We start from the raw sequence: 25,577 nt of genomic DNA, 5'->3' as shown, positions 1-25,577 counted from the left end.
TACTTACTATATATGGCATGTGTTTTGACGATAAATAGTATCTTCAATAAAAAAAAATGCAGCAACATACATCATCAAAAGATAATAAAAAGAAACCTAAAGTATCAATAGGAAAAGCATTTAAAACAATTATTTGGCCACGTAAAAAATTGGTTTTAATAGGTTTGGTTTTAATTGTAATAAGTAGGTTGGCAGGTTTGGTAGCTCCGCTAAAAATTAAATCATTATTAGATGATGTAATTCCGAATAAAGATTACAACCAATTATACAACTTATTACTTGTAGTTGGCGCAGCTATTTTAATACAAGCAACTACATCATTTTTATTAACTCGAATTTTAAGTGTGCAAGCACAATATTTAATTTCAGAATTACGAGCACAGGTTCAGAAAAAAGTATTGTCATTACCAATTAGCTTTTTTGATAATACAAAATCAGGAGCATTGGTTTCTAGAATTATGAGTGATGTTGAAGGGGTTCGTAATTTAATAGGAACCGGTTTGGTTCAGTTAGTAGGTGGAACCATTACAGCTGTTATTTCTTTAATTTTATTGATAAATATTAGTTGGTCAATGACCTTATTTGTGTTGATTCCTGTAATTGTATTCGGTTTAGTTGCTTTAAAAGCTTTTAAATATATCAGACCTATATTTAGAAATAGAGGTGTTATTAATGCTGAGGTAAAAGGGCGTTTAACAGAAACGTTGGCAGGAGTAAGGGTAATAAAAGCATTCAATGCAGAACAACAAGAAAATGAATCTTTTGAAAAAGGAGTTGATCTTTTATTCCAAAACGTAAAAAAGAGTTTAACAGCAACCGCAATCATGACAAGTTCGGCAACCTTTTTATTAGGAATTGCTTCTACGGGAATTATGGGAATTGGTGGTTATAAAATTATGATGGGTGAATTAACCGTTGGAGATTTTTTATCATTTACTTTTTTATTAGGTTTAATGATTGCACCAATTGTACAAATGAGTAATATAGGTAGTCAATTAACCGAAGCTTTGGCAGGGTTAGATAGAACCGAAGAGTTGATGAATATGGAAGCTGAGGAAGATAATGAAGAAAGAACAATTCAATTAGAAAAAGTGAATGGAACCATAAAATTTGACGATGTTTCTTTTTCTTATGAAGAAGGAAAACAGGTGTTAAATAACATTAGTTTCGAAGTGCCCAAAGGTACAGTAACTGCTTTAGTAGGGAGTTCTGGTTCTGGTAAATCAACAATTGCAGGATTATCAGCTACTTTTTTAAATCCAAAATCAGGAAAAGTAACGATTGATAATCATGATGTATCTAAAATAAAATTAAGTAGCTATCGTAAAAATTTAGGGGTGGTTTTACAAGATGAGTTTTTATTTGAAGGAACTATTAGAGAAAACATTTTATTTCCAAGGCCAAATGCAACTGAAAAAGAATTGCAGTACGCTGTAAAAGCAGCCTATGTAAATGAATTTACCGATCGTTTTGATGAAGGATTAGATACCTTAATTGGTGAAAGAGGCGTAAAGCTTTCTGGCGGCCAACGTCAACGCTTGGCAATTGCAAGAGCTATTTTAGCAAACCCTAAAATTATAATCTTAGATGAAGCAACTTCAAGTTTAGATACAGAGAGCGAAGCATTAATTCAAAAAAGTTTATCAGAGTTAATGAACGAACGAACCACCATTGTAATTGCGCACCGATTAAGTACAATAAAACAAGCAGATCAAATATTGGTGATTGAAAACGGTAGTATTGCAGAGCGCGGAACACATGATGAATTAATTGCTGAAAAAGGTAGGTATTATGATTTGTATACGTATCAGGCAAAAATTTAAAATAATAAGATATCAATTGTGTTAAGAAACTATAAAAAAAGTGTTAGAAAGTAAAACTATTTTTTATAGTTGACGTATAGTTAGTTAAGATTTAGATTGTTTTTGTAAAATGAGTAGCTATTAACTAAGTGTTAAAAAAAGTGAAGTTTTTAGTTAATGAAAACTGTTTTTTATAAAATATTACATCTCTTTTGTTTAAGATTAATTAAAACAGGTAACGTTTTAATCAACTATAATTAAAACTCACATAGTAATTTGGTAAAGTATGTATTGTTGTTTTGCATCATAAAAACGAAACAAAAACAATACAATGAAAAATTTAATTAAAGTAGGTTTGTTAAGTGCTTTTACAGCTATTAGCTTAACCTCGTGTGATGATGTAGATAAAGAACCAGGAAACGGTTCATCAACAGGTTTGGTAAAATTAGCAGCGCATTCTAAAACCGATAGTTATTTAAAATTAGATCCAGCATTTTCTAATGTCAGTATTTATCCATTATTATCTTCAGAAGATAAATTGACTAACACACCAAACTTTGTTTATGGTTCATTAGCTGATGGAGCGGGCTTACTAAAAAATGCAAACAATACTTTTACTTTAATTAATAATATTGAAGGAGATTATTCTATAGCACGCATCACTTTAGATGAAACTTTTAAACCAGTAGGCGGTGAATATATTTTAAATGCTGAGGCAACTGCTTATACAGCACAATGTTCAGGGAGTTTAATTACACCACAAGAACACGGTTTTGGACCAATGTATCTTTCTGGAGGTGAGTGGGGAGGAGCTTCAAAAGGAGTTTTTGCTACTGATCCTTATAGAGATGCTTCTTCAGCATCTTTTGCAAACATGTTAAATGCATTTGGACAATGGTCTACAGAAAATGCAGTAGTAATAGGTAAAGATGCTTATCAAGATAAAACCGTTGCTTTTATTGGTGATGATCATGCTGATAACGAAACACCATCAGGACAATTAGGAATGTATGTAGGTAATAGAGGTGATTTGTACGGAGGAAACTTATTCGGTTTACGCGTATTAGATTCTGAAGTTAATTATGAAATGGATATGAAAGAAGGAGAATCTTATCCGATTGATTTTGTACAGTTAAACGAAACTGAAATTTCTTTGTTAGATGCTGAAGCTAAAACAAAAGGGGTTATGGGATTCTCTCGTTTAGAAGATATTGATTGGAGAAGAGGTTCTGCTAAAAATAATAGAGAAATTTACTTTTGTGTTACGGGGCGTAAAAAAGATGGCTTGGCAGGAAAAGGTACTTTTTACGGACGTGTTTATAAAGTAACTTTAAATGAAAATAATCCTTCAGGAGTTGGAACAATTACATGTGTGCTAGATGGTGATTTACCAAACGGAAAAGCAAAAACATTCCACAGTCCAGATAATATTGTTGTAACAGAAAATTATGTATACATTCAAGAGGATCCAAATGGTTATTTTGATAATGCAGATAAAACACATTATGCGCGTTTGTATCAATACGATTTAAATTCAGGGAGCCTAAAAACGGTTTTAGAATGTGATCAAGAAACCGCAGCAGCGGCAGGTGTTGGTAATGTAACAAAACCTTGGGAAATTACTGGTATGATAGATGTTTCTGAAACAATTGGTGTTGATGATACTTTTATAGTGATTACTCAAAATCACGGATGGGATAATCCTAATTTTACAGATCCTAAAGCAATTGACCCTAGTATAGCAAGATCAGAAGGAAGCCAAATGTATATTATTCAAGGTTTAGATAGATAGTATGAATGTTCCCCAAATACTTATTAAAAAAGCATGCGTTTTAGGCGCATGTTTTTTGCTTATGTTATTAATGTCTTGCAAAACTGAAAGGCAATATGTTAAAGTAACCGAAACAACAATTTTAGAAGAGGTTTATAAAAAGCAATTACAGATGGCTATAATAAATTTAGACAGTTTATTAGTAGTTAAATCATTAAAAAACAAACAGTTTTTTTATCAAAAAGCACGTACTTCTTTTAAGCAATTAGAACCTGTTTTAGCCTTTACAGATAAAAGCAATTATAAATCATTAAACGCCCCAAATATTCTTAAAGTAGAAGAAGAAGATGCAACAGATATTAAAATTAACGCTCCGTTTGGTTTTCAAGTAATAGAAGAGTTGTTGTATGATGAAGAGGTTAATGAAAAACAAATTAACCAAGCAGTAAATAAAACAAAAAATAGGTTAGGTTTAATAGAAAGTAATGCAAAATTAAACTTAAAAAAATATCATGTTTTATGGTTACTTCGTGACGCTATCGTTCGTGTTGCTGTTACTGGTATTACAGGTTTTGATTCACCTGTATTAGAACAATCTTTACAAGAGTCTAATATAATATATACAGCAATTGAAAAAATACTAGATACTTATAAAGGTCATTTTATAAACCCAGAATTATTAGAGGCTTGGCAAACTGAAATTCAACAAACAAAAACAAGTTTACAAGGAAATTTTAATACTTTTGATAGATATCATTTTATTAAAAATCACACTCATAAACAGTTAAAATTATTAGTTAAAACTCAAAAAGATTGGCAAGTTACTTTTCCTTTCGAATTAGCTTTTAAAAACGATATGACTTCATTGTTTTCATCAAACACATTTAATGTTGATTTCTTTTCAGATTATATTGATAAAAGTAATTTTAAAAAAGAAAAAATAGCTTTAGGAGAGCAACTTTTTAATGACAAACAATTATCTATAAATAAAGATATGAGTTGTGCTACTTGTCATCATAAAGAAAAAGCTTTTACCGATGGATTAAAAACATTTCCAAAACAAACAAGAAATACTCCAACAGTAACGTATGCAGCATTGCAACAAAGTTTTTTTTATGATGGTAGGGCAGGAAGTTTAGAGGGGCAAGTTGCTGCTGTTGTTAAAAATAAAAACGAATTTCATAGTGATTTAGAAACCATGAAAAATGCCGTTAAAAACGATAGTGCTTATGTAAATAGTTTTAATAAAATTTATAAAGGAAAAATAAATAGTAATACGGTAAGACACGCAATTGCTACTTATATAAGAAGTTTAAATAAATTTAACTCAAAGTTTGACAACAATATCAATAATAAAGAAAACACAATTACTAAGAGTGAAATAAATGGATTTAATCTTTTTACCGGAAAAGCAAAATGTGCTACCTGTCATTTTGCGCCTGTTTTTAACGGAACTGTTCCTCCAAATTTCACCGAAACAGAATTTGAGTTATTAGGAGTACCTAATGATACATTAAATAATTCGGTTGTGAGTAATGATTTAGGGCGTTATAATTTATTTAAAACAGCAAATAGAAAACACTTTTTTAAAACATCAACCGTTAGGAATATTGCTAAAACAGCACCTTACATGCATAATGGAGTTTTTGAAACATTAGCTCAAGTAATTGATTTTTATAATAAAGGAGGTGGAAATGGTTTGGGTTTTAATTTAAGGCATCAAACATTACCAGTAGATGAGTTAAACTTAACAGAAAAAGAAATAAAAGAATTAGTAGCTTTTATGGAAACGTTGACAGATGAATAAAAATATTTTTCATTTTTATTAAACTCTTTGGTAAACAAACCAAAGAGTTTTTCTTTTTTATGTAATTTTATCAAGTTATTCCGACAGAATACAACAAATCAATTTACATGAAAAAAATACTCATAGTTTTAGTTATAGGTTTATCAGTAATAGCTTGTAAAACAGCTTCAAAAAAAGAAATTATAGAAGAAATTTTTAAAGAAAACTTAGTTGAGCCCAAAAAATATCCAAAAGTTCTAACCGAAGTTTTAAAAAAACATGGCGGAATTAATAATTGGCAAAAGATGAAAACGTTATCTTTTAGCTTAAACGATCAAGAGCATACCACAGATTTACATTCAAGAAAAACAGTAATTAACTCGAAAGAATATTCTTTAGGATTTGATGGTAACAATGTTTGGGTTTCTGATACCACTAAGTATAAAAAAGATCCGAAGTTTTATTACAATTTATACTTCTATTTTTACGCAATGCCTTTTGTTTTGGCTGATGATGGAATTGTATATTCAGAAACAAAACCATTAGAGTTTGAAGGAAAAAAATATCCAGGAATTAAAATTTCGTATCAATCAAATGTAGGTTCATCACCAGATGATAACTATTATATGTATTATGATGAAGTTACTAAAGAAATGAGTTGGTTAGCCTATACGGTTACTTATTTTAGTAAAGAAACTTCTAGTAAAACAAGTATAATAAGATATAACGATTGGGAAAATGTTAACGGATTTTTATTACCAAAATCGTTAACTTGGTACCAGAAAGATGAAAAAGGTAACCCAACAGAACCAGCGAGAGAGCCTACTAAATTTGTATTACCTTTATTAAGTGAAGCATCATTTGATGCTGATTTTTATAGAAAACCAACAAAATAAATGAATTCAAAAAAATATACTTGGAAAAAAGAGTACACACTAGTGTTGCTGGCAAATGTAGTTTACATCGCATTATTTTGTATTATTACTAACTTATACACGAATTAGAATATGCAAACTATAGATTGGGTAGTACTTTCGTTAACATTGTTATTTATTGTTTTTTACGGAGTTTGGAAAACACGTGGAAGAAATAATGTAGAAGAGTATATTAAAGGAGGAAACGATAGTAAATGGTGGACGATTGGTTTGTCGGTAATGGCAACACAAGCAAGTGCTATTACTTTTTTATCAACACCGGGGCAAGCATTTCATAGCGGAATGGGATTTGTACAGTTTTACTTCGGATTGCCAATCGCCATGGTAATTATCTGTTTAGTGTTTATTCCGATATATCATCGACTAAAAGTATATACAGCTTATGAGTATTTAGAAGGTCGTTTTGATAAAAAAACAAGAACTTTAACCGCAATTTTATTTTTGGTACAAAGAGGATTAGCAGCAGGAATTACCATTTTTGCGCCTGCTATTATTTTATCAGCTGTATTAGGATGGGATTTAATTACACTAAATATCATCATCGGATTCTTAGTAATTATTTACACCGTTTCTGGAGGTACAAAAGCAGTAAGCGTTACTCAAAAACAACAAATGGCAATTATTTTTACAGGAATGTTCATTGCCTTTTACTTAATACTTCAATATTTACCTGACGGAATTACCTTTACTAAAGCATTAGAGATTGCTGGAGCTTCTGATAAAATGCAAGTGTTAGATTTTTCGTGGGATTTAAATAATCGCTATACAGTTTGGACAGGGATTTTAGGAGGAACATTTTTGATGCTTTCTTATTTCGGAACCGATCAAAGCCAAGTGCAACGTTATTTATCAGGAAAATCGGTACGTGAAAGTCAGTTAGGATTAATTTTTAACGGTTTGTTAAAAGTGCCAATGCAATTTTTTATTTTATTGGTTGGGGTAATGGTGTTTGTGTTTTATCAGTTTAATACATCTCCTTTAAATTTTAATCCGAAGGCTAGTGAAGCTGTTGTAAATTCAAAATACGCTTCAGAATATAAGCTTTTAGGTGAAAAACATATTCATATTGAAAATCAGAAAAAAACATTGATTTTCGAAGGATTAACAGCAGCGAATAAAAAACAATTGCAAGAATTAAATGAGCAAGATAAGTCGATAAAAAAACAAGCAAAAACTATAATAGCAAAGGCAGATGATGAGGTAGAGACGAACGATAAAGATTATGTTTTTATCCATTTTATACTACATAATTTACCAAAAGGTTTAATCGGTTTATTATTGGCGGTAATTTTATCGGCAGCCATGTCATCAACAGCATCTGAGTTAAATGCCTTGGCTAGTACTACCGCAATTGATTTGTATAAACGTAATGTTGCTAATGAATATGACGAAGCGCATTATGTAAAAATGACAAAATGGTTTACTTTAGGCTGGGGAATCTTAGCAATTTTAGTGGCTTGTATTGCTAATTTATTTGATAATTTAATTCAGTTAGTAAATATAATTGGTTCTATTTTTTATGGTAATGTTTTAGGAATTTTCTTATTAGCCTTTTTCTTTAAGTTTGTAAAATCGAATGCCGTTTTTATAGCAGCCATTATTACACAATTACTTATAATTTTTGTTTGGAAAGCTGATTGGTTACCGTTTTTATGGCTAAACGCTTTAGGATGTGGATTGGTAATTTTAATAGCTTCTTTAATACAGCTATTTTCAGAAAAAATAAAAAATGATTAAAACAAGAAAAGCTACTTTAATAGATTTACCAATTCTTTTAGAATTTGAGCAAGCGCTAATTAATTTTGAAAGACCTTTTGATGCTACTTTAAAAGATGAAAAAATATCATATTACGATATAAAAGCAATGATTTTATCTGATGAGGTAGCAGTAATTGTAGCAGTAGATAATGAAAAAGTTGTTGGTTCTGGATATGGAAGAATACAAGAAGCCAAACCATATTTAAAGCATCAAAATATGATTTATTTAGGTTTTATGTTTGTTGCAAATTCACATCGTGGCAAAGGCATTAACAAATTAATTATTGACGATTTATATACTTGGGCAATTTCTAATAATATATATGAAGTTCGGTTAGACGTGTATGCTGATAACCCTAGTGCAATTAGAGCATATGAAAAAGCAGGGTTTCGAAAACATTTACTAAATATGCGAAAAAGTTTAAAGTAAGTTTTACGACTTGTTTTTATTCAGATGTTTAGCAAGATAAGCGCCCATACTAAAACAGGCTTGTAATAAATAGCCACCAGTTGGCGCGTTCCAATCCAACATTTCGCCGATGCAATAACTATTTTTTATTTTTTTGAACTCGAAATTTTCAGTGACTTCGTTTAAAGAAATTCCACCGGTAGTTGATATTGCTTCGTTAATTTTAGCAGCAGTATTAATAGTAAGAGGTAAAGCTTTTATTTTTAATGAAAGAATTGTTTTATTAAGAAATTCATCTTTACTTAAAATTGTTTTTAGTAATTCAATTTGTGGTAAACTTAATTTAAGTGTTTTTTTAAGAATGTCGGTTGTTGTTCTTAAGCTAGAAGTGTTTATTTTATGAGTAAGTTCATTAAGACTAAACATCGGTTTTAAATCTAAAAAAACAGTTGCTTTTTTGTATTTAGAAAGTTGTGATTGTATTTCAGAACTTAAGGCATAAATAGCGTTTCCTTCTAGCCCGAATTTGGTAATTACCAATTCTCCTTTTTGTATTTTATCTAAACAAGAAAGCGCAATGTTTTTTAAAGGTTGTCCTTCATTTTTAGATATGAAATCGATTTTCCAATCTACTTTATAAGCACAGTTAGCTGGTAAAAAAGCTAAGGTGTTAATTCCTTTACTTTTAAATTTGTTTAACCAATTTCCGTCAGACCCTGTAATTTTCCAACTCGCGCCGCCTAGCGAAAAAACAGTAAAATCAGCATTTATAATTTTGTCATTATTAAAAATTAATTCATTTTTAATATTCCATCCTTGCCATTCATGATTAGTAATAAACTGTACATTTTTATCAATTAAAAACTTTTTAATGTTAGCTAGAACGGTGATTGGTTTTATTTCTTTTTCAGGATAAATACGATTACTACTTCCTATAAAAGAGGGAATATCAATAGATAATAACCAATTACGTAAGTCTTCATTTGTAAAATTTAACAGTGCATTTTTAAGAAATGTAGTAGGTGTGTATCGGGTAATCATTTTATCAATATGCTCACCATGGCTAAGATTGAAACCACCATCGCCAGCGACTAAAAACTTTCTTCCAACAGATTTCTTTTTCTCGTAAATCGTAATGTCAAATTTTTTTGAATCTAAAAAAGCAGCAGTAAATAGGGCTGAAGGGCCACCACCAATTATGGCTATTGATTTTTTCATAAAACAAAATTACTATTTGTTTTTTTAAGGTGTATAAAAAATTATTAGAAAAGAAAAAGACTGTCTTAAAAGACAGTCTTTTTTATATAAACTAAATGAAGTAATTACATTTTTGTTAAGAACTCTTTATTCATTTTAATATAATCTACATTTCCTGCTTTTTCAGCTCCAGCTAATGATGCTTTTGCAGCTTTTATAGCTCCTTTTTTGTCACCAGCTTTAGCTAAGATTAAAGATTGTTGACGTAAATACCAAAAACGAGGTTGATCTTTAGTCATGTCAACAGCTTTGTTGATCCATGTAGCTGCTTTTTTAATGTCTTTGTTGCTTTGTAAATAATATACAGCAGCAGAGTAATAATCACCAGCTTTAGGCCCATTCATTGTTGCAGCAATACTAGCTTCAACAGCTTTATCAGTAGGCGTGTTAAATTTTACACCAACATAAGCATTTTCCCATAACAAACCTAAAACAGCAGAGTTGTTTGTAATATCATCAATAGTCATGGTAAAAGTTTCTATTTTCATAGGCATCATATCAGCTTTTACTGTAGTAGATAATACTACTTTTTTATCATCCCATTTTCTTGGATTTCCCCAGTTGTTGGCATCCGAATAAAAAATTACTTCCCAAGAAGTTTTTCCTGGTTTTGTATATAAAGCGTATGTTCCTTTTTTTAATTCTTTTCCGTCGATAGTAACATCAGTGCTAAAAGTAACTTTAGTATTTTGGTTAGCTCCAGTTCTCCATACTTTTCCGTAAGGAACTAAGTCTCCAAAAATAGTTCTTCCTCTCATTCCTGGTCTAGAATATTCAACAGTAACATCCGATAATCCTACAGCTTGTTCTAACTTAGATGATGGGCTAGGAGCTGGAGTTTTTATTTGTGCATTTGTAGTTAATGTAAGTGCCGCTACAAATAAGCTTAAAACTAATTTTTTCATGATAATTGGTTTGTTTTTATTGTGATGTTAAAATTACGAGTAATATTTGAGTTAAATGTTAATGAAAACTTAAAATAAACATCATTTTTTTAGTTGATATTTGCAAAATGAAAAAATATGTTTCAGAATTAATAGGAACTTTTGCGTTAGTATTTTGTGGTACAGGTGCAATGACTGTTAGTGAAATAACAGGAGGAACTGATTTAACGCATACCGGTATTGCTATAACTTGGGGATTAATTGTAATGGCAATGATTTATGCTTTTGGTGAAATATCTGGGGCACATTTCAACCCAGCAGTTACTATTGCTTTTGCATTTGCTAAAAAGTTTTCATGGAAAGAAGTTCCTAAATATATAATCGCTCAGTTGATAGGTGCTATTTTAGCAAGTTGTATTTTATGGGTTTTATTTCCTGCAAGCGAATATTACGGAGCTACAATTCCATCAATTGAACCTTGGCGTGCTTTTATTTTAGAATTTTTACTTACGTTTTTCTTAATGTTAACCATAATAAACGTATCAACAGGTAGTAAAGAAGTAGGAGTAATGGCAGGTATTGCTATTGGAGGCGTTGTTTTGTTAGAAGCCATGTTTGCAGGACCAATGACAAAGGCATCCATGAATCCAGCACGTTCTATTGCTCCGGCAATAGTTTCTGGTCATTATGAGTATTTGTGGTTGTATGTTTTAGCCCCAATTTTAGGAGCTTTATTAGCGGTAGTTTCTTGTAAATTTGTAAAAGACAATAATTGTTGTAATGAAGAATGTTAGTATTTTAGGCTGTGGATGGTTAGGAAAATCATTAGCAGTTTCGTTATTAAATGAAGGATATAAAGTAAAAGGCTCTACAACTTCTGAAGAAAAATTAGATCTTTTAGAAGTTAACGGAATAGCACCTTATATTGTTAATATTTCTGAATTTGAAGAATTTGATACTTTCTTAAATTCAGATATTTTAATTATTGCAATTACTTCTAAAGATGTTGATGGTTTTGAAAATTTAATTGCTCAAATAGAAAACTCCCCAATACAAAAAATAATCTTTATTAGTTCTACTTCAGTTTATGGAAGAGTTAATAAAATCATGACAGAAGAAGATGAAGTTTTAAAAACTCCTTTAACAGCAATAGAAAATTTATTTAGAGAAAATACTTTTTTCGAAACTACTATTATTCGTTTTGCAGGTTTATTTGGAGATGTAAGGCAACCAAGTAATTGGTTTAAAAATGGAAGAAAAATACCACAACCAAAAGGTTTTGTAAATATGATTCATAAAGACGATTGTATAGAGATTATTCATACAATTATTGATCAGAATTGTTGGGGTGAAACTTTTAATGCATGCTCTAACCACCATCCAACAAGAAGAGAGTTTTACACCTTAGCCAAATTAAGGAACGACTTTGAAGTTCCAGAGTTTGAAAACAATGAAGTTTATGAGTGGAAGATTATCAGTTCGAAAAAAATACAACAAACTTTAGATTATACTTTTATTCACGACGATTTGCTGTCTATTTAGCATATTTTCTTTTTCTTAAATAATTAAAAACGAAGCCAAATATAGCTAGTAAAATTAACGGAATTCCAATGTTTATAAACTGCCAAAAACGCTTTTCGGTATAAGCTTTTTGTTTATCAAGTAAATTTATCTGCAAAGTTTTATTTCGTAAATTAATTAAACCAGAATAATCTAATAAATAATCAATCGTATTTATTAAAAATTCTTTATTTCCAAATTGTTCACCAGTCCATTTATCTAAAGCTAAATCGTGAGGTTTACCTTTTAAAATTTGATTCTTACCGATATCTCCATCCGCAATAACAACCATTTTATTAGTGTTGCTTTCTGCTTTAAAAAGTGATGTATCAAACGGTTTTGTTCTGTTTTTGTAAGCAGAATTAAAACTACCTTCTAACAAAACACCTAAAAGCTGTGACCCACTTTTATACTCGTTTTCTTTTGGTTGTTGGGCAATACTTTGTAGCTCAACAAAATTTGGAGTTCCGATCTTTTTACTTAAAACTGAAGTGATAAATAAAGGTGTTTTTTTAATATTTCCTTTTAAAGTATCTATTTGAGTGGTAAAACGAAAACGAACTGGAGCTATATTTTTTGTTATTGGATGATAAGGATTTCCGTTTACCAACGGATGGTAAAACCAATTTAAATGCTGAAATTGTGCTTGATTTCCGCTATTTCCTGTAGCAAGCGGAATTTTAGCCGAGTATAAATCTTGAATTAATTTATTGTTTACACGAACTTGATAACTAAATAATAAATCGGTTAAATTTAAATCTCTTGGAAAAGCAAGCATTTTACCTTCGTTGTATAAACTATCAGTATCAGCATAGTTTTGGTCAATCATCCAAAGAGATTTACCTCCGTTGGTAATAAATTGATCGAGTGTAAATTTTTCTTGTTCGGTAAAACGTTCGGTTGGTTTGGCAACAATAGCTAAATCGTATTTTGTTAAATCTTTAAGTGTTTTCTGCGGATTTTTAGCTACACTATCTAACGTGAATTTAGCTAAGTGATAATTTTTTCCCACTTCACTTAATAAACTGTATAAATAAATATCTTCTAACTCGCCATTACCTGAAATAACTGCGATTTTCTGCCTTTTATTTTTAGTGATATTGTTCAATGCATTAGCAAAAGAATATTCTAATTTTTCAATAGCATTTTGCAGTTGCTCTTCTTGAGTTTTGGCAATTGCATTTGGTAGTAAAGAAACTAAGGTAGTTTTTTTACCAAGATTAATTTCTGCCCAAGGAAAGATAATAGCTTGTGAAAGGTTTCCGCCTTCTTCAACAGTTAGTTGCGTTGGCATCATTCCTTTTTGTATTAATCGCTCACGAATATTATCAGGATTTATAAATCGAAATAAAATATTTGAATTTTGCGCTTTTAATTCCTCTAAAAATTGACGTGTTTCAATTTGTAAACGTTTAAATTCAGCAGGAAAATCACCTTCTAAATACACGTTGACAAAAACAGTATTATCAATATTATCTAATATGTTTTTACTAACATCAGATATTGTAAAACGTTTATCTTTTGTTAAATCAAATCTTTTATAAGTTGATGTTGAGAGGTAGTTTATCAATAATAACCCCACAAAAGCAAAGACAATATGTTGTAGCTTTTTATTCATTTTTTAATTGTTGTTTGGTGATGAATAAAAAGAAAAAAGTAACACTTAAAAAGTAGATAACATCACGCGTATCAATAACTCCGCGACTAATACTTTTAAAATGTTCGTTAATTCCGAATTGTTGTATCGAGTTACCTAAAGTGCTGCTTACAGTATCAAATCCGTAGAAAAAAATAAAAGTAATAAACACACTTAAAATAAAGGCTACAATTTGATTTTTAGATATTGTTGATGTAAATAAACCAATTGCTGTATACGTTGCCGCTAAAAAAAGTAATCCTAAATACGAACCGATGGTACTACCAATATCTAAATTTCCAACAGGATTTCCCATCGTGTAAACGGTATAAACATAAGTTAGTGTTGGTATTAAGGCAACACAAACTAAAAGTAAAGATGCAGTAAATTTCCCCAATACAATTTGCCAATCGGTTACAGGTTTTGTTTTTAATATTTCAATAGTTCCGCTATTAAATTCATCAGCAAAACTTTTCATGGTAATTGCTGGAATTAAAAATAAGAACATCCATGGTGTTAAATAAAAAAATGAACTTAAATCTGCAAAACCAGCATTTAAAATGTTGAAATTATCTTTAAAAACCCATAAAAACAATCCGTTTACAAGTAAAAATACACCGATAACTAAATAGGCTATTGGTGATGCAAAAAATGAGTTAAATTCTTTTTTTAATATAGGATACATTATTCTTGGTTTATATCGAGACGAAAAATAGTATTACCATCAAATAAATCATCATCATCTAAAATAAATTGATGTTTTTTTAATAACGTTATTGATGCAGTATTATTCTTATGTGTAAAAGCTTCAATGGTGTTTAGCTTTAAAATAGCTTTACCATATTCTAAAACTGTAGTCATAGCTTCACTCATAAAGCCTTCATTTTGGAAATCGGGATTTAATTCATAACCAATTTCAGCATAATTATTTTCAGCATTGATATTATGATAAACAATGGTACCAATTATTTGATTGTTTTCTTGATGTTGAATCGCCCAAAAAATTCGATTTCCTTTTTCAAATTCATCCAAACAATCTTGAATAAATGAATCAGCATCATTTAAATTTTTAGGTGTGTCTCTAACTATTAATTTATTAACTTCTTTGTTAGATCGTAATTTAAAAATAGTTCTTTTGTCACTAAATGATAGTTGACGAAGTTGTAATCTTTCAGAAGATAGTAACGGGAAATTTGTTGGATAATTCATTATGGTAAACTTACGGTTTTGTCAACGCTCCAGGCTACTGGTTTGTCGTTAAATAATATTTTGGTTTGCGCCCAAACGCCTTTAAATAAATCAGAATTTCGGTAATTTTCTAAATCTTGCTCAGTTTCCCAGTAGCTATAAGTAAAAAAGATATCCGAATTGTTTTTATCTCTATATAATTCTAACAATTGGCAACCAGGTGAATTACGGATAAACTCTTTTTTAGTATTAAAATTCGCTAAAAATTCTTCAATTTTCTCAGAATGAAAACTCATTTTTACAATTCGTACAAACATATAATTAATTTATTGTGATAAATTCGGGTGAATCAATAGTTTCAAATTCAATTGTAACGGTATCTCGGTAATTTAAACCTAATAATGATGAAGCACCCCCTACATTTTCTAAATTACTTCGGTAAATAGCAATTTCTAAAAAATCGGCAGAATTAAAAAGGGCTAATTTTTCGCCATCATAATTTCTTTTTTCTATAGGAATTGAGTAATCTACAATTTCATTATAGCTTTTATATATTTTTTTAAAGTAATTACGTTTAGCGGTAATTGTAAAATTACGTCCTTTGCCTACAGTGTTAAATAATTTTTTAGTAATATTAGTAATTACGTTACCATAATTATCTGTATAAATAACACCACCTATAATAAGTGTTTGAAGTTGATTTACTTTTGGCTGAATTTCAATAATTTTTTTATAAGTAGTAATTTCTTTGCCAATAACATTTAAACTACCACCTCGAGCAATATGTGAGGCAACTTTTACAAAAACATCTAAAACAGGAAAACTAGTTTTTATATGATTATGAATGTTAATTTCAACAATTTTTGAAGGTTTAATTTCTGATGCAATCATTGCTATTAGTCCATTATCAGGACATATAAAATAATGATTGTCTAACTCAATAGCAATGTGCTTGTTTTCTACACTTAACTCAGAGTCTACCCCTATAATATGAATCGTTTTTTCTGGAAAACTTTTATAAGCATTTTTTAAAATGTAAGCAGTTTCTGTAATATTAAAAGGCGTAATATGGTGTGTAATATCAACAATTTTAGCTTCAGGTAATTCACTATAAATAGCCCCTTTTACCGTCCCTACAAAGTGGTCTTTTATTCCAAAATCGGTAGTTAATGTAATTAGTGGCATTAATTTAATAGCTTGTTAATTAGTGTGTTGATTTATTAACTTAAAAATTACAGCAAAACTACATAATTCAATAAAAATAATCATTATTTTTAAACTGAATAAAATTAAAATATTTATCACTTGAACGAACGTATTATAGAATTAACAGAAATTGACCCTAATGATTTCTTTGGAGCTCAAAATAGTACCATTACGCAACTTAAAAAGTATTTTCCGAAAGTAAAGATAGTAGCCAGAGGAAATAAACTTAAAATTTATGGCGAACCCGAAATTTTAGACGAGTTAGAAAAGCGTTTAGCAATGCTAATTAAATACTTTAATAAGTATAATAAATTGGATGAAAATAGTATTGAACGTGTTTTAACATCTACCGGTAAAGAAGAAGAGATCCGTAAATCAGGTAAAATAAAAGATGTTTTAGTACATGGTGTTAATGGTAAGCTAATAAAAGCACAAACAACCAATCAACGTAAAATGGTTGATTTAATGGGGAAGAATGATATGCTTTTTGCAGTAGGACCAGCAGGAACAGGTAAAACTTATACAGCAGTAGCTTTGGCTGTAAAAGCATTAAAAGAAAAAGAAGTACGTAGAATAATATTAACACGACCAGCTGTAGAATCTGGAGAGAATTTAGGATTTCTTCCAGGAGATTTAAAAGAAAAATTAGATCCGTATATGCAACCCTTATATGATGCATTGCGAGATATGATACCGCATGAAAAATTAGAATCGTATTTAGAAAAAGGAATTATACAAATAGCACCCTTAGCATTTATGCGTGGGCGTACCTTAGATAATGCTTTTGTTATTTTAGATGAAGCTCAGAATACAACGCATAATCAAATGAAAATGTTTTTAACCAGAATGGGAATGCACGCCAAGTTTATTATTACTGGAGACCCTGGTCAAATAGATTTACCCCGCAAACAAGTTTCTGGATTAAAAGAATCATTACTAGCTTTAAAAGACATTAAAGGAATTGCAATGGTTTATTTAGATGATAAAGATGTAGTACGTCACCGATTAATAAAAAGTATTATTAAGGCTTATAAAAGTATAGAAACAGAGTAGTGTGAAAAAGAAGAATAAAAAACATATTTTTGCAGTCAACAACACAACAAAAATATAATGAATACAATTAACGAGACTAACTTTCAATTTCCAAAACAAAAGTCAGTTTATAAAGGTAAAGTAAGAGAAGTATATAATATAAATGACGAGTTATTAGTAATGATAGCTTCTGATAGATTATCAGCTTTCGATGTTGTTTTACCGCGTCAAATACCTTTTAAAGGACAAATTTTAAACCAAATTGCAACCAAAATGATGAACGATACAGCTGATATTGTTCCGAATTGGTTACACGCAAACCCAGATGAAAACGTTGCGATTGGGCATTTATGCGAGCCTTTTAAAGTAGAAATGGTAATTCGTGGTTATATGTCTGGTCATGCAGCACGTGAATATAAAGCAGGTAAAAGAGTTTTATGTGGGGTTGAAATGGCAGAAGGAATGAAAGAAAATGATAAATTTCCGATTCCAATTATTACACCTTCAACAAAAGCTGAAAACGGTGATCATGATGAAGATATAACGAGAGAAGAAATTCTTTCTAAAAAAGTAGTATCTGAAGAAGATTACATTGTTTTAGAAAAATATACAAGAGCTTTATTTCAAAGAGGAACAGAAATAGCTGCATCTCGCGGACTTATTTTAGTAGATACTAAATATGAGTTTGGTAAAACAAAAGACGGAAAAATTGTTTTAATAGATGAAATTCATACACCAGATTCTTCACGTTATTTTTATGCAGACGGATATGCTGAGCGTCAAGAAAAAGGAGAACCACAAAAACAATTATCAAAAGAATTTGTTCGTCAGTGGTTAATTGAAAATAATTTTCAAGGAAAAGAAGGGCAACAAATACCTGAAATGTCTGATGATAAAATTATTGAAATTTCAAACAGATACATTGAGCTATACGAACAAATAACAGGAGAGAAGTTTGTAAAAGCAAATACAACAAATGTATTAGACCGTATAAATAAAAATGTAGTTAGTTTTTTGAATGGACAGCAATAAACTAACTATTAGACCAGTTTTAAATTTGTCATCTGAAATACCTATTGAAGATTTTCAGAATAAGACTGTGCGCCCAATTTTAAAATTACAACATGATTTATTACTACAGTTTTTCATTTTTTTCTGTAATAAGCAAAAAGTTGATATTTTAAATGTAGAAAAAGAAAAGTTTAATAAAGCGGTGAATAATATCACTAAAAAAAATATAAATTTAAAAAATCAGTTTTTAGGTTTAATTATAGGTCAGTTTACTGTTAGTGAATTTGATTTTTATAAAGAAAATAATACTGATATTAATAAAAGAATTTTAATGATGATTGGCCAACGAATTAAAGACAGTCAATTAGAAATTAAAGATTTTAAAACAAACAATAAATGATAATAGAACCAAGAACTAGAGGGTTTATTTGTTTAACATCTCACCCAACTGGATGTGAACAAAATGTAAAAGATCAAATTGCATACGTACAATCGAAAGGAAAAATTGAAGGAGCTAAAAAAGTATTAGTAGTCGGTTCATCAACAGGTTTTGGATTAGCATCAAGAATTTCAAGTGCTTTCGGATCAGATGCAGCTACAATTGGTGTTTTCTTTGATAAACCAGCAGCAGAAGGTAAACCAGGATCACCAGGTTTTTATAATACAGCAGCTTTTGAACAAGAAGCTGAAAAAGCAGGATTATACGCAAAAAGTATAAACGGAGACGCATTTTCAAACGAAATAAAAGAACAAGTTGTTCAGTTAATTAAAGAAGACTTAGGTCAGGTAGACTTAGTAATTTATAGTTTAGCATCACCAGTAAGAACGCATCCAGAATCTGGTAAACGCTTTAAATCGGTTTTAAAACCAATAGGAGAGGTGTTTACAAATAAAACAGTAGATTTTCATACAGGAAAAGTATCAGAAATATCTATAAATCCAGCCGAAGGCGAAGATGTTGCTAATACAGTAACAGTTATGGGAGGTGAAGATTGGAAAATGTGGATGGATGCATTACAATCAGAAAACTTATTATCAGAAGGGGCTACAACAGTTGCTTATTCATATATTGGGCCAGAAGTAACAAAACCTGTTTATAGAAACGGAACAATTGGTGCTGCAAAAGATGATTTAGAAGCAACTGCGTTCAAAATTTCAGATGATTTAAAGTCGATTAACGGTAATGCTTATGTTTCAGTAAATAAAGCATTGGTTACTCAAGCAAGTTCTGCAATACCAGTAATTCCATTATATATTTCTTTATTATTTAAGGTAATGAAAGAAAAAGGAATCCATGAAGGGTGTATTGAACAAATTCAGCGTTTGTATAGCGAACGTTTATTTGGTGGCGATTTAGATTTAGATGCCAAAGGAAGAATTAGAGTTGATGACTGGGAAATGCGTGAAGATGTACAAGCTGAAATTTCTGAATTATGGAAAAAAGCAACTACTGAAAATTTAGCTGAGTTAGGTGATTTAGAAGGATACAGTAATGAGTTTTTTAAGTTATTCGGATTTAAAGTCGACGGAGTAGATTATGATGCTGATGTTAACGAGCTTGTTAAAGTACCAAGTATTCAGTAAATCAAAAAAATAAATTGAAAGCCTCATAGATATAAAGTCTATGAGGTTTTTTAGTTATATTTAATTTTTAAATTAAAAGATGAAAACAGCTACCGTTAAAATATTAAAAGACGAACTAAAACATAAGAATACGAACGAATTATTAGAATTATGTTTAAAATTAGCTCGATTCAAAAAAGAAAATAAAGAATTATTAACCTATTTATTGTTTGAATCACATGATGAAGAGAGCTACATTTTGGGAGTTAAAAAAGAGATAGACATTTTATTTGAAGGAATTAATACCAAAAGCTACTTCTTCATAAGAAAAAGCATGCGTAAAATATTAACAAGCACAAAAAAATACATTCGTTTCTCAAAAAAAAAAGAAACAGAAGTAGAACTGCTCTTATATTTCTGTGTAAAACTTAAAAACTTTAAACCATCAATACAAAAAAGCCCGCGATTACAAAATATATTAACAACGCAAATAAAGTTAATAGAAAAATTAATGGCTACGTTACACGAAGATTTACAATATGATTTCCGTTTAGAGTTAGATAAATTATAAAAATATTTCTCGTTATTCTGAATTTGATTCAGAACCACATCTAATAAAATCTATTAAAAATAAAAGTGATAAAATATTCTTGATAACGTCATTCCGAATTTATTTCGTAATCACATTTAAGTAAAGCGAAATTATTTATTGCCAATTAACCGAAAAAAAATATAATTTTTTTACGTAACTTATTCGAGCAAAAACAAAAACTTCAAAAAATGCCAAATTATACATTAAAAATAAACGGAAAATCACATTCTTTTTCTGCGGATGATGATACGCCTTTGTTATGGATTTTAAGAGATGAATTAGAAATGGTAGGTACAAAATTCGGTTGTGGAATTGCACAATGCGGTGCTTGTACAGTACATGTAGATGGCGCAGCAATGCGAAGTTGTCAATTAAAAGTATCAGAGTTAGATAATGAAGAAATAACAACGATTGAAGGTTTGTCAAAAGAAGGAAATCATCCGTTGCAAGAAGCTTGGGAGGAAGTTGATGTTCCGCAATGCGGATATTGCCAAGCAGGGCAAATAATGACAGCGGCATCATTTTTAAAAGAAAATCCGAGTCCATCTGAACTCGAAATTCGAGAAGCAATGCATGGTAATTTATGCAGATGTGCTTCTTACAACCGAATAGAAAAAGCAGTAGGAATCGCCGCTAAAAAAATGTCTTAAAAATTAAACTTATGAGTACATCAAAAAATAAAATTACGTTTAGTAGAAGGAGTTTTTTAAGAACATCGGCATTAGCAGGTGGAGGAATCATGATAGGGTTTAATTTGTTTACCGCATGCAAGCCCAATGTAAAACCATCAGTTGATATTGAAAATTTAAATTTTAATGATTTCAATGCATTTATTCAAATATCTAACGAAGGTTATGTAACTATTTATTCTCCAAATCCAGAAATTGGGCAAGGTGTTAAAACTTCTATGCCAATGCTTATAGCCGAAGAACTAGATGTTGATTGGAATAATGTATATGTAGCACAAGCTCCATTAGATACTAAAAATTATAAACGTCAGTTGGCAGGAGGGAGTCAATCAATACGTTTTGGTTGGGATGCTTTAAGGCAAACCGGCGCCACAGCAAAACAAATGTTGGTAAATGCTGCCGCTGTAAAATGGGGCGTAGATCCAGTAACATGTAAAGCATCAAACGGAATTATAACGAATGCTAAAGGAGAAAATTTAGGATATGGAGATGTTGTAAAAGAAGCAGCTGCTATGAAAGTTCCTGAAAATGTAACCTTAAAAAAACCTGCCGAGTTTACAATTATAGGTAAAAATGCAACCAATGTTGATTTAAAAAAAATAGTAACAGGTAAACCTTTATTTGGTTTAGATTATAAAGCTTCAGGTATGGTATACGCTAACGTTTTAAGACCACCAGCATTTGGTCAAATATTAGCTTCTTTTGATGCTACTGAGGCTAAAAAAATAGCGGGAGTAATAGATGTTATAACAATAGGTGAAAAAGTAAGAAAGTTTTTAGATTCGGGTAAGTCAAATTGGACCTTTAAAATGTCAGAATCTGATAAAGTAGTGGTCATTGCCAAAAATACTTGGGCGGCAATTAAAGGAAAAAATGCTATAAAAGCTGTTTGGAAAACCAGTAGTAAAAAATTAGAAAATACTGAAACTCATGATGAAATTCTAAATGATATTTTAGATGCTAAAGATTTTGATGTACGTCGTGAAGATGGAAATATCGAAAAAGCATTTGCAGTAGCAGATAAAATAGTTGAAAGAACGTATCATTCACCTTTTTTACCTCATAATTGTTTAGAGCCAATGAATTTTTTCGCCAATGTTACTTCAGAAAAAATTGATTTAATTGGTCCAGTACAAACTCCAGAATTTGCAGCGATGGTAGTTTCAGAAATGCTAGGTAGAGATTTAGCCGATGTTCAAGTGCATATGACAAGAATGGGAGGAGGATTTGGTCGACGTTTATATGGTGATTTTGTATATGAAGCTGCTGAAATATCTAATACAATTAAAAAGCCTGTAAAAGTTATATCGACAAGAGAAGATGATATGACTACAGGGGTTTATCGCCCAGCAATAAAATATCGAATTGCAGCTTCAATTAAAAATAATAAAATTACAGGATATCATTTAAAAGAAGCAGCTATTGATGGTAATATGTATGGGTTAATACCACATTTTTTTCCTGCAGGATGTATTGCAAATTATAAAGTATCTACAAAAAATTATCAAAGTGATATTACAACAGGGGCATGGAGAGCTCCGTATACTAATTTTTTAGCCTTTGCAGAGCAAGCCTTTTTTGATGAGCTAGCAACAGAATTAAATGTAGATACTGTACAATTGCGTATCGATTTATTGCAAAACGTAAAAGATACTCAAGATAAAAAGATTGAGTATTCAGGTAAAAGAATGGAAGACACCATAAAACTAGCTGTAGAAAAAGGAAATTGGGGTAAAGAAAAAGAAGGTGTTTATCAAGGTTTTTCTGCATATTACAGTCATAACACTCATGTTGCAGAAGTAGCTGAGGTTGTTTTAAAAGACGGATTGCCCGTGGTTACAAAAGTAATTGCAGCGGTAGATTGCGGAATTGTAGTAAATCCAACCGGAGCAATAAATCAAGTACAAGGTGGTGTAATCGACGGAATTGGACATGCAATGTATGCTGATTTAACTTTCGAAAAAGGGAAACCATCTAATAAAAATTTTGATACCTATCGATTAATAAGAATGAATGAAACACCTAAGGTAGAAGTACATTTTGTTAAAAACGAATTATCGCCAACAGGGTTAGGTGAACCAGGATTGCCCCCGGCAGGTGGGGCAGTTGCAAATGCAATTTATAAAGCTTTAGGAAAACGTTTGTATAAACAACCGTTTATCAATCAGTTAAAACAACCATAAAAACATAATTAAAAATAAGTCTTAATAGAAAAGATATCGATTTCGATATCTTTTTTTATTTCAAGTCATTAAGGAGGTTGTCAATTTTGAAAATTTCTTAAAAAGCATTATTTTCGCAGCATAAAATTACAAAAGTAATAATGGTAAAAGATTTATTTGAAAGAATTAAAGAAGATAAAGGGCCTTTAGGAAAATGGGCAGATAAAGCAGAAGGTTATTTTGTATTTCCTAAATTAGAAGGGCCAATTTCTAACAGAATGTCTTTCAACGGTAAGAAGGTAGTTACTTGGAGTATCAACGATTATTTAGGGCTAGCAAATCACCCAGATGTTTTAAAAGCAGATGGAGATTCAGCTGCTGCTGATGGGTTAGCATATCCAATGGGAGCGCGTATGATGTCTGGCCATACAAAGTATCACGAGCAATTAGAGCAAGAGTGTGCTGAATTTGTAGAGAAAGAAGCAGCGTATTTAGTAAATTTCGGGTACCAAGGAATGGTTTCGGCCATCGATGCTTTGGTAAATAAAGATGATATTATTGTGTATGATATGGATACACATGCATGTATTATTGACGGAGTTCGTTTACATGCTGGTAAACGTTTTGTGTACCGCCATAATGATATAGAAAGTTGCGAAAAAAATTTAAAGAGAGCAACCAGGATGGCAGAAAAAACTGGTGGAGGAATTCTATTAGTTTCAGAAGGAGTTTTTGGAATGCGTGGTGAGCAAGGTCGTTTAAAAGAGATTGTAGCTTTAAAAGAAAAATATAACTTTAGACTTTTAGTTGATGATGCACATGGTTTCGGAACTTTAGGTGAAGGTGGAAAAGGAACAGGTTTTGAGCAAGGAGTTCAAGAAGGTATTGATGTTTATTTTGCAACATTCGCAAAATCAATGGCAGGTATTGGAGCTTTCTTTGCAGGAGATAAAGATGTAATTCAGTATTTGCAATATAACATGCGTTCGCAAATGTTTGCAAAATCATTACCAATGCCAATGGTAAAAGGAGCATTAAAGCGTTTGGATATGATGCGTACAATGCCCGAGTTAAAAGAAAATTTATGGAAAATTACAAACGCTTTACAATCAGGTTTACGTAATGCTGGTTTTGATTTAGGAACTACGCAAACATGTATCACTCCTGTATATTTAAAAGGAGAAATACCAGAAGCAATGGCAATGGTGCAAGATTTACGTGAAAATCACGGGGTATTTTGTTCAATTGTAGTGTATCCAGTAATTCCTAAAGGATTAATTATTTTAAGATTAATTCCAACAGCACGTCATACACAAGCAGATGTTGATGAAACAATTGTAGCTTTTTCAGCAATAAGAGAAAAATTAGAAAACGGAACTTATAAAAAAGTAGCCGAAGCAATTATGGCTAAATAGCAAAATGCTCAGAAAATAAAAAAAACTCATGAAATATTTCATGAGTTTTTTTGTTTTAAAAAGAAACGAATACATTTGGTACTACTTATTGATACTAAAAAAAATGAAAAAGTTTTTATACCTATATATAATATTACAAGTTACCGTTCTAAAAGCGCAAATACAGGACACTTTACCTGATTTTAATAATGACTATTTTTTAGTCAAAAACGGAGATAGTTTAATGATTGCGTTAAATGAAGTCGCTATCTTACCAAAGCACAAATATAAAACAGCATCAGACGCTCGTTATTATTATTGGTTTAAACGTAAAGTTTTCAAAGCGTATCCTTATGCAGTGCTAGCTATAAAAAAAATTGATAGTGTAGCGATACATTTATCGACATTAAAATCAAAAAAAGCGAAAAGAAGATTCGTAAAAAAAACACAAAAGTACCTAGAAGAAGAGTTGACAAAACCATTAAAAAAGTTAACAAGAACCGAAGGACGAATTTTGCTAAAGTTAATTCATCGACAATCAGGGAAAACAGCCTTTAATAATGTAAAAGAATTACGAAGTGGTTGGAAAGCGTTTTGGTATAACGCAACAGCTAATATGTTTAAGTTGTCATTAAAATCAGAATATCTTCCTAGTTTTGAAAATGAAGACTTTTTAATAGAAGATGTGTTGCAACGAGCATTTATAGAAGAGAAGTTAGAATATCAAAAACCTAAATTGAAAAAAGATTATTTATCTATAGTATCAAAGGGCAGAGGGTATATTGATGTAGAATTCTACAAGGAGATGTTTGCAAAACAACGCAAAAAGCGTGCTAAAAAGAACAAACGAAAAAAAACGTAAACAAAATCATTTTTACTACAATATATGTCAGTTATTTTTATGGCGCGACAATTTTTCGCAAAAATTGTCGGGCTTTCACT

General features: G+C 30.6%; 24 protein-coding genes. 17 read left to right on the top strand and 7 right to left on the bottom strand.

What is annotated here, in order from left to right; genetic code table 11:
- Positions 1 to 56: 56 nt before the first annotated feature.
- From Q4586_RS10750 to Q4586_RS10725, 6 genes are all read left to right on the top strand, one after another.
- Positions 57 to 1,823, top strand: coding sequence for an ABC transporter ATP-binding protein (locus tag Q4586_RS10750; RefSeq protein WP_303528929.1), 1,767 nt, complete (start codon positions 57 to 59; stop codon positions 1,821 to 1,823).
- A gap of 310 nt (positions 1,824 to 2,133) precedes the next feature.
- The gene (locus tag Q4586_RS10745) at positions 2,134 to 3,594 is read left to right on the top strand and encodes an alkaline phosphatase PhoX (RefSeq protein WP_068706179.1); all 1,461 of its coding nucleotides are present in this window, start codon (positions 2,134 to 2,136) and stop codon (positions 3,592 to 3,594) included.
- Between the two features lie 70 nt (positions 3,595 to 3,664).
- Positions 3,665 to 5,380 (top strand): cytochrome-c peroxidase, encoded by a 1,716-nt coding sequence (locus Q4586_RS10740; protein ID WP_245662358.1) that lies wholly within the window; start codon positions 3,665 to 3,667, stop codon positions 5,378 to 5,380.
- A 107-nt stretch (positions 5,381 to 5,487) separates the two neighbouring features.
- Positions 5,488 to 6,255 carry a DUF6503 family protein gene (locus Q4586_RS10735; RefSeq protein ID WP_303528928.1) on the top strand — a complete coding sequence of 256 codons (768 nt, stop codon included), beginning with the start codon at positions 5,488 to 5,490 and terminating at the stop codon, positions 6,253 to 6,255.
- Positions 6,256 to 6,366: 111 nt separating this feature from the next.
- Positions 6,367 to 8,031 carry a sodium:solute symporter family protein gene (locus tag Q4586_RS10730; RefSeq protein ID WP_303528927.1) on the top strand — a complete coding sequence of 555 codons (1,665 nt, stop codon included), beginning with the start codon at positions 6,367 to 6,369 and terminating at the stop codon, positions 8,029 to 8,031.
- A complete protein-coding gene (locus Q4586_RS10725; protein ID WP_068706186.1) occupies positions 8,024 to 8,482 on the top strand; it encodes a GNAT family N-acetyltransferase in 459 nt (152 codons plus the stop codon). The genes Q4586_RS10730 and Q4586_RS10725 overlap by 8 nt, the downstream gene beginning before the upstream one ends.
- 3 nt (positions 8,483 to 8,485) lie before the next feature.
- On the opposite strand, the gene Q4586_RS10720 is transcribed toward Q4586_RS10725, so the two are convergent.
- Together Q4586_RS10720 and Q4586_RS10715 are read right to left on the bottom strand one after the other, a co-directional pair.
- Positions 8,486 to 9,679, bottom strand: coding sequence for a BaiN/RdsA family NAD(P)/FAD-dependent oxidoreductase (locus tag Q4586_RS10720; protein WP_303528925.1), 1,194 nt, complete (start codon positions 9,677 to 9,679; stop codon positions 8,486 to 8,488).
- 104 nt (positions 9,680 to 9,783) lie between these two features.
- Positions 9,784 to 10,623: a DUF2911 domain-containing protein gene (locus Q4586_RS10715; RefSeq protein WP_068706190.1), complete on the bottom strand. Its 840-nt coding sequence runs from the start codon at positions 10,621 to 10,623 to the stop codon at positions 9,784 to 9,786.
- A gap of 107 nt (positions 10,624 to 10,730) precedes the next feature.
- Here Q4586_RS10715 and Q4586_RS10710 point away from each other — a divergent pair, with 107 nt between their 5' ends.
- Together Q4586_RS10710 and Q4586_RS10705 are read left to right on the top strand one after the other, a co-directional pair.
- Positions 10,731 to 11,396, top strand: coding sequence for an MIP/aquaporin family protein (locus tag Q4586_RS10710; RefSeq protein ID WP_176715002.1), 666 nt, complete (start codon positions 10,731 to 10,733; stop codon positions 11,394 to 11,396).
- On the top strand, positions 11,383 to 12,144 hold the full coding sequence (locus Q4586_RS10705; RefSeq protein WP_068706194.1) for an NAD(P)-binding domain-containing protein: 762 nt from the start codon (positions 11,383 to 11,385) through the stop codon (positions 12,142 to 12,144). The genes Q4586_RS10710 and Q4586_RS10705 overlap by 14 nt, the downstream gene beginning before the upstream one ends.
- On the opposite strand, the gene gldG is transcribed toward Q4586_RS10705, so the two are convergent.
- Genes gldG through Q4586_RS10680 form a run of 5 tightly spaced genes read right to left on the bottom strand, consistent with a single transcriptional unit; the run spans position 12,137 to position 16,171 of the window.
- Positions 12,137 to 13,780 (bottom strand): gliding motility-associated ABC transporter substrate-binding protein GldG, encoded by a 1,644-nt coding sequence (gldG, locus tag Q4586_RS10700; protein WP_303528919.1) that lies wholly within the window; start codon positions 13,778 to 13,780, stop codon positions 12,137 to 12,139. The two genes, Q4586_RS10705 and gldG, sit on opposite strands and share 8 nt — an antisense overlap.
- Complete coding sequence (gene gldF / locus Q4586_RS10695; RefSeq protein WP_303528918.1) at positions 13,773 to 14,483, bottom strand: gliding motility-associated ABC transporter permease subunit GldF; 711 nt, start codon at positions 14,481 to 14,483, stop codon at positions 13,773 to 13,775. The genes gldG and gldF overlap by 8 nt, the downstream gene beginning before the upstream one ends.
- Positions 14,483 to 15,007, bottom strand: a complete 525-nt coding sequence (locus Q4586_RS10690) for a GNAT family N-acetyltransferase (protein ID WP_068706201.1) — start codon at positions 15,005 to 15,007, stop codon at positions 14,483 to 14,485. The genes gldF and Q4586_RS10690 overlap by 1 nt, the downstream gene beginning before the upstream one ends.
- Positions 15,007 to 15,303, bottom strand: coding sequence for a putative quinol monooxygenase (locus Q4586_RS10685; RefSeq protein WP_068706203.1), 297 nt, complete (start codon positions 15,301 to 15,303; stop codon positions 15,007 to 15,009). Before Q4586_RS10685 ends, Q4586_RS10690 begins: the two co-directional genes overlap by 1 nt.
- A gap of 4 nt (positions 15,304 to 15,307) precedes the next feature.
- Positions 15,308 to 16,171 carry an SAM hydrolase/SAM-dependent halogenase family protein gene (locus Q4586_RS10680; protein WP_068706205.1) on the bottom strand — a complete coding sequence of 288 codons (864 nt, stop codon included), beginning with the start codon at positions 16,169 to 16,171 and terminating at the stop codon, positions 15,308 to 15,310.
- A 120-nt stretch (positions 16,172 to 16,291) separates the two neighbouring features.
- Between Q4586_RS10680 and Q4586_RS10675 the strand changes: the two genes are divergently transcribed.
- From Q4586_RS10675 to Q4586_RS10635, 9 genes are all read left to right on the top strand, one after another.
- A complete protein-coding gene (locus tag Q4586_RS10675) occupies positions 16,292 to 17,245 on the top strand; it encodes a PhoH family protein (protein ID WP_303528913.1) in 954 nt (317 codons plus the stop codon).
- A gap of 57 nt (positions 17,246 to 17,302) precedes the next feature.
- Entirely contained in the window at positions 17,303 to 18,256 is a 954-nt protein-coding gene (locus Q4586_RS10670; RefSeq protein ID WP_303528912.1) for a phosphoribosylaminoimidazolesuccinocarboxamide synthase, read from the top strand.
- A 25-nt stretch (positions 18,257 to 18,281) separates the two neighbouring features.
- Positions 18,282 to 18,635, top strand: a complete 354-nt coding sequence (locus Q4586_RS10665) for a glyoxalase (RefSeq protein ID WP_303528911.1) — start codon at positions 18,282 to 18,284, stop codon at positions 18,633 to 18,635.
- On the top strand, positions 18,632 to 19,819 hold the full coding sequence (fabV, locus tag Q4586_RS10660; RefSeq protein ID WP_303528910.1) for an enoyl-ACP reductase FabV: 1,188 nt from the start codon (positions 18,632 to 18,634) through the stop codon (positions 19,817 to 19,819). Before Q4586_RS10665 ends, fabV begins: the two co-directional genes overlap by 4 nt.
- A 79-nt stretch (positions 19,820 to 19,898) precedes the next feature.
- Positions 19,899 to 20,369 carry a hypothetical protein gene (locus tag Q4586_RS10655; protein WP_068706215.1) on the top strand — a complete coding sequence of 157 codons (471 nt, stop codon included), beginning with the start codon at positions 19,899 to 19,901 and terminating at the stop codon, positions 20,367 to 20,369.
- Between the two features lie 209 nt (positions 20,370 to 20,578).
- Entirely contained in the window at positions 20,579 to 21,040 is a 462-nt protein-coding gene (locus tag Q4586_RS10650) for a (2Fe-2S)-binding protein (RefSeq protein ID WP_068706217.1), read from the top strand.
- Between the two features lie 11 nt (positions 21,041 to 21,051).
- A complete protein-coding gene (locus Q4586_RS10645) occupies positions 21,052 to 23,262 on the top strand; it encodes a xanthine dehydrogenase family protein molybdopterin-binding subunit (RefSeq protein ID WP_303528906.1) in 2,211 nt (736 codons plus the stop codon).
- Between the two features lie 140 nt (positions 23,263 to 23,402).
- Entirely contained in the window at positions 23,403 to 24,656 is a 1,254-nt protein-coding gene (locus Q4586_RS10640; protein ID WP_068706221.1) for an aminotransferase class I/II-fold pyridoxal phosphate-dependent enzyme, read from the top strand.
- A 103-nt stretch (positions 24,657 to 24,759) separates the two neighbouring features.
- Entirely contained in the window at positions 24,760 to 25,497 is a 738-nt protein-coding gene (locus Q4586_RS10635) for a DUF4294 domain-containing protein (RefSeq protein WP_303528905.1), read from the top strand.
- Positions 25,498 to 25,577 lie beyond the last annotated feature (80 nt).

It is taken from the genome of Tenacibaculum soleae (assembly GCF_030549005.1).
GTDB lineage: Bacteria > Bacteroidota > Bacteroidia > Flavobacteriales > Flavobacteriaceae > Polaribacter > Polaribacter soleae.
Note: the sequence above shows the minus strand (reverse complement) of the source record. Positions and strands in the feature narration are given on the sequence as shown.

Bases quoted from the DNA above. Each gene is read 5' to 3' on its own strand.
- Q4586_RS10650 (WP_068706217.1), top strand. From the start codon at position 20,579: ATGCCAAATTATACATTAAAAATAAACGGAAAATCACATTCTTTTTCT.
- Q4586_RS10705 (WP_068706194.1), top strand. From the start codon at position 11,383: ATGAAGAATGTTAGTATTTTAGGCTGTGGATGGTTAGGAAAATCATTA.
- Q4586_RS10750 (WP_303528929.1), top strand. From the start codon at position 57: ATGCAGCAACATACATCATCAAAAGATAATAAAAAGAAACCTAAAGTA.
- Q4586_RS10680 (WP_068706205.1), bottom strand. From the start codon at position 16,171: ATGCCACTAATTACATTAACTACCGATTTTGGAATAAAAGACCACTTT.
- Q4586_RS10745 (WP_068706179.1), top strand. From the start codon at position 2,134: ATGAAAAATTTAATTAAAGTAGGTTTGTTAAGTGCTTTTACAGCTATT.
- fabV (WP_303528910.1), top strand. From the start codon at position 18,632: ATGATAATAGAACCAAGAACTAGAGGGTTTATTTGTTTAACATCTCAC.
- Q4586_RS10735 (WP_303528928.1), top strand. From the start codon at position 5,488: ATGAAAAAAATACTCATAGTTTTAGTTATAGGTTTATCAGTAATAGCT.
- Q4586_RS10670 (WP_303528912.1), top strand. From the start codon at position 17,303: ATGAATACAATTAACGAGACTAACTTTCAATTTCCAAAACAAAAGTCA.
- Q4586_RS10690 (WP_068706201.1), bottom strand. From the start codon at position 15,007: ATGAATTATCCAACAAATTTCCCGTTACTATCTTCTGAAAGATTACAA.
- Q4586_RS10725 (WP_068706186.1), top strand. From the start codon at position 8,024: ATGATTAAAACAAGAAAAGCTACTTTAATAGATTTACCAATTCTTTTA.
- Q4586_RS10640 (WP_068706221.1), top strand. From the start codon at position 23,403: ATGGTAAAAGATTTATTTGAAAGAATTAAAGAAGATAAAGGGCCTTTA.
- Q4586_RS10645 (WP_303528906.1), top strand. From the start codon at position 21,052: ATGAGTACATCAAAAAATAAAATTACGTTTAGTAGAAGGAGTTTTTTA.
- Q4586_RS10635 (WP_303528905.1), top strand. From the start codon at position 24,760: ATGAAAAAGTTTTTATACCTATATATAATATTACAAGTTACCGTTCTA.
- Q4586_RS10710 (WP_176715002.1), top strand. From the start codon at position 10,731: ATGAAAAAATATGTTTCAGAATTAATAGGAACTTTTGCGTTAGTATTT.
- Q4586_RS10730 (WP_303528927.1), top strand. From the start codon at position 6,367: ATGCAAACTATAGATTGGGTAGTACTTTCGTTAACATTGTTATTTATT.
- Q4586_RS10715 (WP_068706190.1), bottom strand. From the start codon at position 10,623: ATGAAAAAATTAGTTTTAAGCTTATTTGTAGCGGCACTTACATTAACT.
- gldG (WP_303528919.1), bottom strand. From the start codon at position 13,780: ATGAATAAAAAGCTACAACATATTGTCTTTGCTTTTGTGGGGTTATTA.
- Q4586_RS10685 (WP_068706203.1), bottom strand. From the start codon at position 15,303: ATGTTTGTACGAATTGTAAAAATGAGTTTTCATTCTGAGAAAATTGAA.
- Q4586_RS10720 (WP_303528925.1), bottom strand. From the start codon at position 9,679: ATGAAAAAATCAATAGCCATAATTGGTGGTGGCCCTTCAGCCCTATTT.
- Q4586_RS10655 (WP_068706215.1), top strand. From the start codon at position 19,899: ATGAAAACAGCTACCGTTAAAATATTAAAAGACGAACTAAAACATAAG.
- Q4586_RS10740 (WP_245662358.1), top strand. From the start codon at position 3,665: ATGTCTTGCAAAACTGAAAGGCAATATGTTAAAGTAACCGAAACAACA.
- gldF (WP_303528918.1), bottom strand. From the start codon at position 14,483: ATGTATCCTATATTAAAAAAAGAATTTAACTCATTTTTTGCATCACCA.